This is a genomic window from Pseudomonas sp. KT_2_4 (assembly GCF_041410225.1).
In the GTDB taxonomy this organism is placed as follows: Bacteria; Pseudomonadota; Gammaproteobacteria; order Pseudomonadales; family Pseudomonadaceae; genus Aquipseudomonas; species Aquipseudomonas paracarnis.
On sequence record NZ_CP166962.1, the window covers coordinates 5,723,238 to 5,736,170 of the forward strand.

Consider the following 12,933-nt stretch of genomic DNA (forward strand, 5'->3'; position numbering starts at 1 on the left):
TCAGTGATACCGCGGCGCTGCTATCGCAGGCAAGCCAGCTCCCACAGATGTCCGCTCCAGAATGAGGGCGTTGCTGACATGATTGCAGCCCCACCAGATCAGAGTGAGATTGGATGTGAGCAAGAGAGCCTATAACTTCTGTGCCGGTCCCGCGGCGCTTCCTGAAGCAGTCCTGCAGCGTGCGCAGGGTGAACTCCTCGACTGGCATGGAAAAGGCCTCTCCGTGATGGAAATGAGCCATCGCAGCGATGAGTTCGTGTCCATCGCCAACAAGGCCGAACAGGACCTGCGCGACTTGCTGGACATCCCATCCCATTACAAAGTGCTGTTCCTGCAAGGTGGTGCGAGCCAGCAGTTCGCCCAGTTACCGCTGAACCTGCTGCCAGAAGGCGGGACTGCCGACTATATCGACACCGGTATCTGGGGTCAGAAGGCTATCGAAGAAGCCTCGCGCTACGGCCATGTCAACGTGGCAGGCACCGCCAAGCCCTACGACTACTTCGCCATTCCCGGTCAGAACGAGTGGAAGCTGTCCAAAGACGCGGCCTACGTTCACTACGTCGCGAACGAAACCATCGGTGGCCTGGAATTTGATTGGGTGCCGCAAGTAGGTGACGTTCCGCTGGTGTGCGACATGTCCTCGGACATCCTCTCGCGTCCGATCGATGTGTCCAAATACGGCATGATCTACGCCGGCGCGCAAAAGAACATCGGCCCGAGCGGCATCCTGGTCAATATCATCCGCGAAGACCTGCTGGGCCGCGCCCGTTCCCTGTGCCCGACCATGCTCAACTACAAGGTCGCGGCCGATAACGGCTCGATGTACAACACCCCGCCGGCGTTTGCCTGGTACCTGTCGGGCCTGGTATTCGAATGGCTCAAGGAGCAGGGCGGTGTCGCGGCCATGGGCAAGCTCAACGAAGAGAAGAAGCGCGTCCTGTACGACTTCATCGACGCCAGCGGCTTGTACAGCAACCCAATCAACCTCAGCGACCGCTCGTGGATGAACGTGCCGTTCCGCCTGGCGGACGACCGCCTGGACAAGCCGTTCCTGGCTGGCGCCGACGAACGCGGCCTGCTGAACCTCAAGGGCCACCGCTCGGTGGGTGGCATGCGCGCCTCCATTTATAACGCCGTCGACATCCACGCCATCAATGCGCTGGTTGCCTACATGGCAGAGTTCGAGAAGGAACACGGCTAATGTCTGAGCAAGAACTCAAGGCCCTGCGCGTACGCATTGACAGCCTGGACGAGAAGGTCCTGGAGCTGATCAGTGAGCGTGCGCGCTGCGCCCAGGAAGTGGCACGGGTGAAAATGGCGTCGCTGGCGGAAGGCGAAGTGCCGGTGTTCTATCGCCCCGAGCGTGAAGCCCAGGTGCTCAAGCGTGTGATGGAGCGCAACAAGGGGCCGTTGGGCAACGAAGAGATGGCGCGGTTGTTCCGTGAAATCATGTCTTCGTGCCTGGCGCTGGAGCAGCCGCTGAAAGTGGCTTACCTCGGCCCTGAAGGCACCTTCACCCAGGCGGCGGCCATGAAGCACTTCGGCCACGCGGTGATCAGCAAGCCGATGGCGGCCATCGACGAAGTCTTCCGTGAAGTCGCCGCCGGTGCGGTGAATTTTGGCGTGGTGCCGGTGGAAAACTCCACCGAAGGCGCGGTCAACCACACCCTGGACAGCTTCCTCGAGCACGACATGGTGATCTGCGGTGAGGTGGAGCTGCGTATCCACCACCACCTGCTGGTGGGTGAAAACACCAAGACCGACAGCATCAGCCGTATCTACTCCCATGCCCAGTCCCTGGCCCAGTGCCGCAAGTGGTTGGACGCCCATTACCCGAATGTCGAGCGCGTGGCGGTGTCCAGCAACGCCGAAGCGGCCAAGCGGGTCAAGGGTGAGTGGAACTCGGCGGCGATTGCCGGCGATATGGCCGCGGGCCTCTACGGCCTGACGCGCCTGGCTGAGAAGATCGAAGACCGCCCGGATAACTCCACGCGCTTTTTGATGATCGGCAGCCAGGAAGTGCCGCCCACCGGCGACGACAAGACTTCAATTATCGTTTCCATGAGCAACAAACCCGGCGCGCTGCATGAGCTGCTGGTGCCGTTCCACGATAACGGGATTGACCTGACGCGCATCGAGACTCGTCCTTCGCGCAGCGGTAAGTGGACCTACGTGTTCTTTATCGACTTCATCGGCCATCACCGCGACCCGCTGGTCAAGGGCGTGCTGGAGAAGATCAGTCAGGAAGCCGTGGCACTCAAGGTGCTGGGCTCTTACCCGAAAGCGGTTTTGTGAGGCTTTGACATGAGTGGCAATTTCCTCGCCCTGGCGCAGCCGGGCGTGCAACAACTCTCGCCTTACGTTCCAGGCAAGCCTGTGGACGAGTTGGCCCGCGAGTTGAATCTGGACCCGTCCAAGATCGTCAAACTGGCGAGTAACGAAAACCCGCTGGGCCCGAGCCCCAAAGTGTTGGCGGCGATTCGTGAAGAGCTGGCCGAGCTGACCCGTTATCCCGATGGCAACGGTTTTGCCCTCAAGTCGCTACTGGCGGACAAGTGCCGGGTCGAGTTGAATCAAGTGACCTTGGGCAACGGCTCCAACGACATCCTTGAGCTGGTCGGCCGTGCCTACCTGGCGCCAGGTTTGAATGCGGTGTTCAGCGAGCACGCGTTTGCGGTCTACCCGATTGTGACCCAGGCGGTGGGGGCAGATGCCCGCGTGATTCCTGCCAAGGACTGGGGCCATGACCTGCCGGCGATGCTGGCGGCCATCGATGCCCAGACTCGCGTGGTGTTTATCGCCAACCCGAACAACCCGACCGGCACCTGGTTTGACGAGCAGGCACTGAACGAATTCCTGCAGGACGTGCCCCAGCATGTGCTGGTCGTGCTGGACGAAGCCTACATCGAGTACGCCGAAGGCAGCGACCTGCCCGACGGCCTGGATTTCCTTGCGGCCTACCCGAACCTGCTGGTGTCGCGTACGTTCTCCAAGGCTTATGGCCTGGCGTCGTTGCGTGTCGGTTATGGCTTGTCCACGCCTGTGGTGGCCGATGTGCTGAACCGCGTGCGCCAGCCGTTCAACGTCAACAGCCTGGCCCTGGCGGCCGCCTGTGCGGCGGTGAAGGATGCCGAATACCTGGAAGAAGGCCGTCGCCTCAACGAAAGCGGCATGCTGCAATTGCAGGAAGGCTTTCGTGAGCTGGGCCTGGGCTGGATTCCGTCCAAGGGCAACTTCATCTGCGTCGACCTCGGCCAAGTGGCCGCGCCGGTGTTCCAGGGCTTGCTGCGCGAGGGTGTGATCGTACGCCCGGTAGCCAACTACGGGATGCCGAACCACCTGCGTATCACCATCGGTTTGCCGGCTGAGAACAGCCGCTTCCTTGAGGCGCTGGCCAAGGTTCTGGCCCGTGGTTGATGTCACTGCATTGCAACCTGCTGTGCCTATGATCGGTCGCCTGGTGGTGGTCGGTCTGGGGTTGATCGGTGGTTCCTTCGCCAAAGGCCTGCGTGAAAGCGGGCTATGTGGCGAAGTGGTGGGGGTGGACCTCGACCCGCAGTCGCGCACGTTGGCGGTGGAGTTGGGCGTGGTGGACCGCTGTGAGGCGGACCTGGCCGTTGCGTGCCAGGGCGCGGATGTGATCCAGCTTGCCGTGCCGATCCTGGCCATGGAGAAGTTGCTGGCGGTACTGGCAGGCATGGACCTCGGGCAAGCGATCCTTACCGATGTGGGCAGCGCCAAAGGCAACGTGGTGCGTGCGGCACGATTGGCGTTTGGTGGCATGCCGCCGCGCTTTGTACCGGGCCATCCCATTGCTGGCTCCGAGCAGAGCGGGGTGGAGGCCTCCAATGCGCAGTTGTTTCGTCGGCATAAGGTCATCCTGACGCCGCTTGCGCAAACCGATCCCACGGCGTTGGCGGTGGTGGATCGTCTCTGGCGCGAGCTGGGCGCGGATGTGGAGCATATGCAGGTCGAGCGTCACGACGAAGTGTTGGCAGCCACCAGCCACTTGCCGCATCTGCTGGCATTTGGCTTGGTGGATTCTTTGGCCAAGCGCAACGAGAACCTCGAGATTTTCCGTTACGCCGCCGGCGGCTTCCGCGATTTTACGCGGATTGCCGGCAGCGATCCGGTGATGTGGCACGACATCTTCCTCGCCAATCGCGAAGCGGTGTTGCGCACCCTGGACACCTTCCGCAGTGATCTCGACGCCTTGCGCGACGCGGTGGATGCGGGAGACGGCCATCAGCTGCTGGGCGTGTTCACCCGTGCGCGGGTGGCGCGTGAACATTTCAGCAAGATTCTCGCACGCCGGGCCTATATGGAAACCGCAGTGAACACCGATGATCTGACCTTCATCGCCAGCCCGGGTGGCCGCTTGAGCGGGCGCATCCGCGTGCCGGGTGACAAGTCGATCTCCCATCGCTCGATCATGCTGGGCTCGTTGGCCGAGGGTGTGACCGAGGTGGAAGGCTTCCTTGAGGGTGAGGACGCCCTGGCGACCTTGCAGGCCTTTCGCGACATGGGCGTGGTGATCGAGGGCCCACACCATGGGCGCGTGACCATTCACGGCGTCGGCCTGCAGGGCCTGAAGGCTGCGCCGGGGCCGATCTATGTGGGCAATTCCGGCACGTCGATGCGCCTGTTGGCCGGTGTACTGGCGGCGCAGTGCTTCGACAGCGTGCTGACCGGCGATGCCTCGCTGTCCAAGCGCCCGATGAACCGCGTGGCCAAGCCGCTGCGTGAAATGGGCGCGATCATCGAGACCGGGCCGGACGGGCGTCCGCCACTGAGCATTCGTGGCGGGCAATCGCTCAAAGGCTTGAACTATGTACTGCCCATGGCCAGTGCCCAGGTGAAATCCTGCCTGTTGTTGGCGGGGTTATACGCTGAGGGTAAAACCTCGGTGACCGAGCCCGCACCGACCCGCGACCACACCGAGCGCATGCTGCGCGGCTTTGGCTACCCGGTGGCGGTGCAGGGCGCGACGGCGTCGCTGGCGTCGGGGCATGGGTTGACCGCTACGCGTATTGAAGTGCCGGGGGATATTTCGTCTTCGGCGTTTTTCCTGGTGGCGGCCTCGATTGCCGAAGGCTCCGAGCTGTTGCTGGAGCATGTCGGTATCAACCCGACCCGCACCGGTGTGATCGACATCCTGCGGCTGATGGGGGCTGATATCACCCTCGAAAATCAGCGTGAGGTGGGCGGCGAGCCGGTTGCGGATTTACGTGTGCGTGCTGCCGCGCTCAAGGGTATCGAGATTCCAGAGGCCCTGGTGCCGTTGGCGATTGATGAGTTTCCCGTGCTGTTTATTGCCGCAGCCTGCGCTCAGGGGCGTACTGTTTTACGCGGGGCCGAAGAGCTACGCCTCAAGGAGTCCGATCGCATCCAGGTGATGGCCGACGGTCTGTTGGCTCTGGGCGTGAAGTGTGAACCCACGCCTGATGGGCTTATCATTGACGGTGGCCCGATGGGCGGCGGTGAAGTGCATGCCCATGGCGATCACCGGATTGCCATGGCGTTCAGTGTGGCTTCCCTGCGGGCGATGGCGCCTATTCGTATCCTTGACTGCGCCAATGTTGCTACGTCTTTTCCGAACTTTCTGACACTGTGTGCCCAAGTCGGCATCCGTGTTGCCCAAGAGGCTCAATTGTGAATATCAAAGCACCGGTGATTACCATCGACGGGCCTAGCGGCTCGGGCAAAGGCACAATCGCTGGCATTCTGGCCAAGCGCCTGGGTTGGTGCCTGCTGGATTCTGGCGCGCTGTACCGCCTGCTGGCGTTTGCTGCGCACAACCATGGCGTGGACCTGACCAACGAAGAATTGCTGACGAAACTTGCCGCCCATCTGGATGTGCAGTTCATTGCGGCGACCGAGGGTCAGTTGCAGCGCATCATTCTGGAAGGTGATGAAGTCAGCGATGTGATTCGCACCGAGAGTATCGGCGCGGGCGCCTCCCAAGTGGCTGCGCTGCCCGCCGTGCGCGAGGCGCTGCTGCAGCGCCAGCGCGCATTCCAGGAGGCGCCGGGCCTGGTGGCCGATGGCCGCGACATGGGCACTGTGGTGTTTCCCGAGGCGCCGCTGAAGATTTTCCTGACCGCCAGCGCCGAGGAACGGGCACGCCGCCGATACTTGCAGTTGAAGGGCAAAGTCGATGGTGTTAGTCTGTCGAGTCTGCTAGATGAGATCCGTGCACGCGATGAGCGTGATACCCAGCGTGCGGTAGCCCCGCTCAAGCCGGCGGCTGACGCCATACAGCTGGATTCCACGGAGTTGTCCATCGAGCAGGTGCTGGAACGCATCATGAGTGAAATCGCCATTCGCGATATCGCCGGGTGATCAAGAAGGCCGCAGGGGACCAGTCATAGTCCTGCGGTGGCTTCTTTTAACTGAAACTGACCCACACCGTCTGGGGTGTGGAGATGGGCGTATTCTTCGCCCTTATCAACAGGAATTAAAATGAGCGAAAGCTTTGCGGAACTCTTTGAAGAAAGCCTAAAAACCCTGAACCTTCAGGCAGGCTCCATCATCACCGGTGTTATCGTTGATATCGATTACCAAGCTCGCTGGGTAACCGTTCACGCTGGTCTGAAGTCTGAAGCTCTGATCCCGCTGGAACAGTTCTACAACGATGCTGGTGACCTGACTATCAATGTCGGTGACGAAGTTCACGTTGCTCTGGACTCGGTTGAAGACGGTTTCGGTGAAACCAAGCTGTCCCGTGAAAAAGCCAAGCGCGCTGAATGCTGGATTGTTCTCGAAGCAGCCTTCGCAGCTGAAGAAGTGGTCAAGGGCGTTATCAACGGTAAGGTTAAAGGCGGCTTCACTGTCGACGTTAACGGCATCCGTGCGTTCCTGCCAGGTTCTTTGGTCGACGTTCGTCCAGTGCGCGACACCACGCACCTGGAAGGCAAAGAACTGGAATTCAAAGTCATCAAGCTCGACCAGAAGCGCAACAACGTTGTCGTTTCCCGTCGCAGCGTGCTGGAAGCAGAGAACTCCGCCGAGCGTGAAGCTCTGCTGGAATCCCTGCAGGAAGGCCAACAAGTCAAAGGTATCGTCAAGAACCTCACCGATTACGGCGCATTCGTCGATCTGGGTGGCGTCGATGGCCTGCTGCACATTACCGACATGGCTTGGAAGCGTATCAAGCATCCTTCCGAAATCGTCAACGTTGGCGACGAGATCGATGTCAAGGTTCTGAAGTACGATCGTGAGCGTAACCGCGTTTCCCTGGGCTTGAAGCAGCTGGGCGAAGATCCATGGGTTGCTATCAAAGCTCGTTACCCAGAAAGCACCCGCGTAACCGCGCGTGTTACCAACCTGACCGACTACGGCTGCTTCGCAGAGCTGGAAGAAGGCGTGGAAGGCCTGGTACACGTTTCCGAAATGGACTGGACCAACAAGAACATCCACCCTTCGAAAGTCGTACAAGTCGGCGACGAAGTGGAAGTTATGGTTCTGGACATCGACGAAGAGCGTCGTCGTATCTCCCTGGGCATCAAGCAGTGCAAATCTAACCCATGGGAAGATTTCTCTGGCCAGTTCAACAAGGGCGATAAAATCTCCGGCACCATCAAGTCGATCACCGATTTCGGTATCTTCATTGGTCTGGACGGCGGCATCGACGGCCTGGTTCACCTGTCCGACATCTCCTGGAACGAAGTTGGCGAAGAAGCTGTTCGTCGTTTCAAGAAGGGCGACGAGCTGGACACCGTTATCCTGTCGGTTGACCCAGAGCGCGAGCGCATCTCCCTGGGCATCAAGCAACTGGAAAGCGATCCGTTCTCCGAGTACGTTCAAGAGAACGACAAAGGCGCCATCGTTAAAGGCACTGTGAAAGAAGTTGACGCCAAAGGCGCCATCATCGTTCTGGCCGACGATATCGAAGCGACTCTGAAAGCCTCCGAAATCAGCCGTGACCGCGTTGAAGACGCGCGCAACGTACTGAAAGAAGGCCAGGAAGTAGAAGCCAAGATCATCAGCGTTGACCGCAAGAGCCGCGTGATTCAGCTCTCCATCAAGTCGAAAGACGAAGTGGAAGAGAAAGAAGCTATCCAGAGCCTGAAAGAAGCTGCTCCGGAAGCTGCTGCTGACACCACTATGGCGGCACTGCTGCGCCAGGCAATGGCTAAGCAGAACTAAGTTCTGTAAAGCTGTAGAAAAAGGGCGACTTCGGTCGCCCTTTTTTGTGCCTGAAATTTGATGAAGCAACTGCACCGAACCAAGGCATTCAGCCCAATGTCAGAACTGACTATAGTCTTGAAAACGGCTATTTCGCATTGCTGACTCAATAAGGGTTTGAATGAACAGAATTATCGTAATACTCGCCTTGCTGGTGCTTGCAGGCTGCTCCTCCACCAGTGCCAAGACACACGCGAAGCGCGGCGTCAGCGGCATCGAGGTCGACTGCTCTGGCCTGGGCAACAAGTGGGAAAGGTGCGAAAAGCGCGCTGCCCGTGAGTGCAAGATGCAGGGCTACAAGGTCATAACCCGCTCCAGCGACGCAGAGGACGAAGAGGGCGACTACCTGTTCGGCTGGAACCCTGCTGGCGCGGTGACGCGGACCATGTTGGTGATCTGTAAGTAAGGGGTTGGCTGCTTGCTGAGCGTGTTTATTCAGCCCCAGATAAGTTGACACATGGGCTGTTCAAATTCATCAACTCATGCTAAAACCTTCGGAGCGCTTTTCCTAGCTGCTTGAAAAAGAAGGGAAAAATATGACGAAGTCGGAGTTGATCGAACGAATTGTCACCCATCAAGGGCTGCTCTCATCCAAGGATGTAGAGCTGGCTATCAAGACCATGCTTGAGCAAATGTCCCAATGCCTGGCCACCGGAGATCGCATCGAAATCCGCGGCTTCGGCAGCTTCTCCCTGCACTACCGCGCACCACGCGTAGGCCGCAACCCAAAAACCGGCCAATCCGTCAGCCTCGACGGCAAATTCGTTCCCCACTTCAAACCGGGCAAGGAATTGCGCGATCGGGTGAACGAAGAAGAGGAAGAAGGCGTCTGAGTGTTTTTGGGAAAGGAGAAGGGTATGCGTGGGGTTAAGCGCGTTGTTGCGGTGTTGATTGCAGTGCTTGCGGCTTTGGTGGTTCTGGCGTTTGTGCTGGAGAACCAGCAGGGCGTGGCGCTGTCATTCCTGGGGTGGAGTACTGCGCAGATGCCGGTGGCGGTGTTTGTGGTGGTGGCTTTGATTGTGGGGATGTTGATTGGGCCGGTGTTGGGGATGCTGGTTCGTAGCCGGCGTTCTAAACCCCGACCTGCAACACGTCTATAGAAAAGGTGCTGGCCTCTTTACAAAAAGCCTAAAGATTCACGCGACCGTCTGTCAGATTTTTTTCTCTGAATGGCTTTATGTTTCTGCGCCATTTTTCTGCTACGGCGCTTGTGGTGGCCTAAGACTGCTCAGTATCGTTGAGCATTCCCTTATGTTTCCTCGTTAGCCATCGTCTCCTCCCAGCAGGCGAGTTTCTTTTACACTTATTTCTGCCCTTTTAAGAATCATCCTACAGTCATGTCAATACTTGTAATGTATGGGGGAGATGGCAAAATGCAATCTGTTCTCGATAACGGGCATTTTGTGCGCTAAAAATCTGGCAGAGACGCCGGATTTTTGCGGTCATCCAAATAGAATAAAAAACACACAATCTAGTCTGCATAACGAGCCCGCAGTTTCTCCTTGAAGGCAGGTTTTTGTTGTGAGTAGTAGCTTCCGCGCCCCCCTGAATCCATCGTCAGATGAAATTGATCTTATTGCCCTTTGTCACACGTTGTGGCGGCAAAAAAAGCTTATTGTGCTTGTCATTGCATTGGCTGGCCTGATTGCCGCAGCATACGCCTTTCTGGTAACGCCTGAATATCAGGTCAGCAGTGTGCTGCGTCCTGCGGCAATTAATGAGTTGGACGCGCTCAACCGGTCTGATGTGTATAACCTCCCGCCGGGAGAGGCATTGTTGAGAGTGGGCGCATCTTTAGAGTCATATGACACGCGTCTGGGTTTTTTTCGCGCCAATCAAAAGCTATTTGAGGCATTCGTGCGGCCTGGGCGTACCCTGGAGCAGAGCTTCGAAGAATTCAATCGAAAATCCATTGATCTGGTACTGCCTGACCCTAAAAAAGCCGACTCGCTCAGCGCGTACATCAAACTTCAGATGAATTATCCGAAAGGTGTGGATGGCGTATCGATCCTCAACGGTTTTATTGACTATGCGATTGGGATTGAGCGCCAGCAGATCGCTGCGGATCTGAGCGTGATAGTTAAGAATCGGTTGAACGAACTCAATGCCAAGATGCTCGCCGCTCGTGCGAGTTATGATACCGACAAGGAGGCCAAAATCGCCTCGTTGACGGAGTCCGATGTGATGCGCCGAGCACAATTGCGCGATGAGCTTAAGGCGCTGAGGGCTCAACTCAAGACCCAGCGGATGGACCGAATGGCGCAGTTGAATGAATCCATAGGTATAGCCAAATCTCTAGGTATCAGAAAGCCCTCTACGCCATCGTCTCTCGGCGACTCTGATCGTAGCGGGGCTTCCAGTACCATCCGTACTGAAATCAACAACCAAGCTATTCCCCAATATTTCATGGGCTTCGAGGCCCTTGAGGCCGAGCGATCGGCTTTGCTGCAGCGCAAATCGGATGATTTCACTGAAGGGCGTATCGCACAGATTGCCAAAGAGCTGCAATTGCTTGAGTCCAATCGACAGATCGAAGTACTTAACAGTCGTGAGAACGAAGATATATTCCTTAGCGGCGTAGAACCCATACGAACTGAAGAGGCTCGTCTGCGTAATCTGAATATCGATATGAGCCGTTTGAAATTGGTCGCTATCGACAAGCAGGCATTGGAGCCTTTGAGTCCTATCTTTCCGAAGAAACCCCTGGTAATAGGCGCTGGATTGATCATCGGCCTAGTGCTGGGTGTCATATTGGTATTGTTTCGGGAGTCGCTCATAAATCGACGCGGTGTTTTTGCTGCTCGTAAACCCTCTCCCGTAGCGCCAGCGGCGGTGGAAGAGGAGTCGCGTACCGCCAAGGTTGCTTGATGCTACTGAATCGGTCCAAGTGCGTTTCAGCTATTGGTTGGGCGTCGTCATCTGGCGCCCTTGTAGGCAGCTGCTGTAACGTAACGCAATTCGGATTCTCCTTTGCGCACGTAGTATGATCGTACCCCTGACACTGAGCGTCATCTGCTTCGATTTCCCGCTAGTGTTTTCAATTCGCTCGCTTAAAATGCAGGCTATTTTTATCGATGTATGCATATCGATTGATACTGTTCTGGGGGAGACTTTTCCGCTTGAAGCGCTCTCAATAGCATGCGGTGTCTGAGTGCCGGAGAGGGCGCTTGGGGAACAACGGTAGCAATGTGCGCAGGCTGTATAGAACGACCGGTCGGCACGGCGTCGCGAGAGCAGTTCGCAATTTTGGTATTGTTGCCAGCCGGATATTGTGCGCGGCGAAGCACGTACAGAGCGAACAATTGGATGGAAGGTAAGGCTCGCCTCTGGGATAGGTCGGTGACCGAAAACCAACACCTGAGTGGCAGTCTGCCAAGGTAATGTAGCGGCTGCTGTCCCAGAAAACTCTGAATTCTTTGGATTATTTAGGCTTTGATTATGCAAAAAATGGAAGATATTAAACTCGCTATCATCGGCCTGGGTTACGTTGGCTTGCCCCTTGCCGTGGAGTTTGGCAAGCACCGGACGGTGGTCGGGTTTGACATCAGCCAGCCTCGTATCCAAGCGTTGAAAGAAGGGCACGACGCGACGTTGGAGGTTTCTGACGAAGAATTGAAAGAAGCGAGCCTACTGAGCTTTAGCTGTGAATTGAGTGAGCTGGAAAATTGCAATACCTTCGTAGTAACGGTGCCGACTCCAATTGATGAATACAATCAGCCGGATTTGACTCCCCTGATTAAGGCTTCTGAGAGCATCGGTAAGGTGCTCAAAAAAGGCGATTTGGTCATCTACGAGTCCACCGTTTATCCAGGCGCAACCGAGGAGGATTGTGTTCCGGTTCTTGAGCGGGTCTCGGGCCTGAAATTCAATGTCGATTTTTATGCAGGCTACAGTCCGGAACGTATTAACCCCGGGGATAAAGAGCATCGCGTTACGACGATAAAAAAAGTCACTTCGGGCTCCACGCCAGAAACTGCTGACTTGGTTGATGCGCTTTACAATCAGATAATTACCGCCGGCACCCACAAAGCAAGCAGCATCAAAGTGGCCGAAGCTGCCAAGGTGATTGAAAATACTCAACGCGATTTAAATATTGCGCTTATCAATGAATTGGCCATTATTTTTAACAAGATGGGCATTGATACTGAAGCAGTACTTCAGGCCGCCGGCACCAAATGGAACTTTCTGCCATTTCGTCCGGGTCTTGTAGGGGGGCACTGTATAGGGGTTGACCCGTATTATTTGACCCATAAAGCGCAGTCTATTGGCTATCACCCTGAAATCATCCTGGCCGGTCGTCGGCTGAATGACGGCATGGGCGCCTATGTGGTTTCCCAGTTGGTCAAGGCTATGCTCAAGCAACGCATACACGTGGATGGTGCCCGTGTACTGATCATGGGGCTGACGTTCAAGGAGAACTGTCCGGATCTTCGTAATACTCGTATTGTCGATATTGTACGCGAACTTGCCGAATACAACATTGCGGTTGATGTTTACGACCCTTGGGTTAGTGTTGCTGAGGCTGAACACGAATATGGTATTACGCCTATTAAAGCGCCAGCGCAAGGCGTTTATGATGGTGTCGTATTGGCGGTGGCGCATAATGAGTTTCGTGAGCTTGGTGCCGGCAATATTCGAAATTTTGGCAAGGCCAAGCATATCCTTTATGACCTAAAATATTTATTGAGTCGTGAAGAATCGGATATCCGACTTTAAAGTTTGGGCACTGAATATCGCCCATTAAAT

The 12,933-nt window shown here is 56.6% G+C and carries 11 protein-coding genes; all 11 read left to right on the forward strand.

From position 1 onward, the window contains the following. The first annotated feature begins 115 nt into the window (after positions 1-115). The 11 genes from serC (at position 116) to tviB (ending at position 12,903) form a co-directional block, all read left to right on the forward strand. Complete coding sequence (gene serC / locus AB9N64_RS26420) at positions 116-1,201, forward strand: 3-phosphoserine/phosphohydroxythreonine transaminase (protein WP_020302498.1); 1,086 nt, start codon at positions 116-118, stop codon at positions 1,199-1,201. After that, positions 1,201-2,295, forward strand: a complete 1,095-nt coding sequence (gene pheA / locus AB9N64_RS26425) for a prephenate dehydratase (RefSeq protein WP_003172650.1) — start codon at positions 1,201-1,203, stop codon at positions 2,293-2,295. The genes serC and pheA overlap by 1 nt, the downstream gene beginning before the upstream one ends. Positions 2,296-2,304: 9 nt before the next feature. Next, positions 2,305-3,417 (forward strand): histidinol-phosphate transaminase, encoded by a 1,113-nt coding sequence (gene hisC / locus AB9N64_RS26430; RefSeq protein ID WP_014717619.1) that lies wholly within the window; start codon positions 2,305-2,307, stop codon positions 3,415-3,417. Between the two features lie 28 nt (positions 3,418-3,445). After that, positions 3,446-5,656, forward strand: a complete 2,211-nt coding sequence (locus AB9N64_RS26435; protein WP_032904956.1) for a bifunctional prephenate dehydrogenase/3-phosphoshikimate 1-carboxyvinyltransferase — start codon at positions 3,446-3,448, stop codon at positions 5,654-5,656. Beyond that, positions 5,653-6,342, forward strand: a complete 690-nt coding sequence (cmk, locus tag AB9N64_RS26440; RefSeq protein WP_003189772.1) for a (d)CMP kinase — start codon at positions 5,653-5,655, stop codon at positions 6,340-6,342. Before AB9N64_RS26435 ends, cmk begins: the two co-directional genes overlap by 4 nt. Before the next feature lie 120 nt (positions 6,343-6,462). Continuing rightward, positions 6,463-8,148: a 30S ribosomal protein S1 gene (rpsA, locus tag AB9N64_RS26445; RefSeq protein WP_003189774.1), complete on the forward strand. Its 1,686-nt coding sequence runs from the start codon at positions 6,463-6,465 to the stop codon at positions 8,146-8,148. 160 nt (positions 8,149-8,308) lie between these two features. Beyond that, positions 8,309-8,593, forward strand: coding sequence for a hypothetical protein (locus AB9N64_RS26450; protein ID WP_323558708.1), 285 nt, complete (start codon positions 8,309-8,311; stop codon positions 8,591-8,593). 130 nt (positions 8,594-8,723) lie between these two features. Then, positions 8,724-9,020, forward strand: a complete 297-nt coding sequence (gene ihfB / locus AB9N64_RS26455; RefSeq protein ID WP_003189779.1) for an integration host factor subunit beta — start codon at positions 8,724-8,726, stop codon at positions 9,018-9,020. Positions 9,021-9,044: 24 nt separating this feature from the next. Further along, a complete protein-coding gene (locus tag AB9N64_RS26460) occupies positions 9,045-9,287 on the forward strand; it encodes a lipopolysaccharide assembly protein LapA domain-containing protein (protein ID WP_103451741.1) in 243 nt (80 codons plus the stop codon). Positions 9,288-9,708: 421 nt separating this feature from the next. Then, positions 9,709-11,055, forward strand: coding sequence for a Wzz/FepE/Etk N-terminal domain-containing protein (locus tag AB9N64_RS26465; RefSeq protein ID WP_106111554.1), 1,347 nt, complete (start codon positions 9,709-9,711; stop codon positions 11,053-11,055). Positions 11,056-11,625: 570 nt separating this feature from the next. Next, positions 11,626-12,903: a Vi polysaccharide biosynthesis UDP-N-acetylglucosamine C-6 dehydrogenase TviB gene (tviB, locus tag AB9N64_RS26470; protein WP_103451737.1), complete on the forward strand. Its 1,278-nt coding sequence runs from the start codon at positions 11,626-11,628 to the stop codon at positions 12,901-12,903. Positions 12,904-12,933 lie beyond the last annotated feature (30 nt).

What these genes read in the sequence shown, in the direction of transcription:
- AB9N64_RS26435 (WP_032904956.1), top strand. Translation starts at nt 3,446, where the DNA reads ATGATCGGTCGCCTGGTGGTGGTCGGTCTGGGGTTGATCGGTGGTTCC.
- hisC (WP_014717619.1), top strand. Translation starts at nt 2,305, where the DNA reads ATGAGTGGCAATTTCCTCGCCCTGGCGCAGCCGGGCGTGCAACAACTC.
- tviB (WP_103451737.1), top strand. Translation starts at nt 11,626, where the DNA reads ATGCAAAAAATGGAAGATATTAAACTCGCTATCATCGGCCTGGGTTAC.
- ihfB (WP_003189779.1), top strand. Translation starts at nt 8,724, where the DNA reads ATGACGAAGTCGGAGTTGATCGAACGAATTGTCACCCATCAAGGGCTG.
- pheA (WP_003172650.1), top strand. Translation starts at nt 1,201, where the DNA reads ATGTCTGAGCAAGAACTCAAGGCCCTGCGCGTACGCATTGACAGCCTG.
- AB9N64_RS26460 (WP_103451741.1), top strand. Translation starts at nt 9,045, where the DNA reads ATGCGTGGGGTTAAGCGCGTTGTTGCGGTGTTGATTGCAGTGCTTGCG.
- rpsA (WP_003189774.1), top strand. Translation starts at nt 6,463, where the DNA reads ATGAGCGAAAGCTTTGCGGAACTCTTTGAAGAAAGCCTAAAAACCCTG.
- AB9N64_RS26450 (WP_323558708.1), top strand. Translation starts at nt 8,309, where the DNA reads ATGAACAGAATTATCGTAATACTCGCCTTGCTGGTGCTTGCAGGCTGC.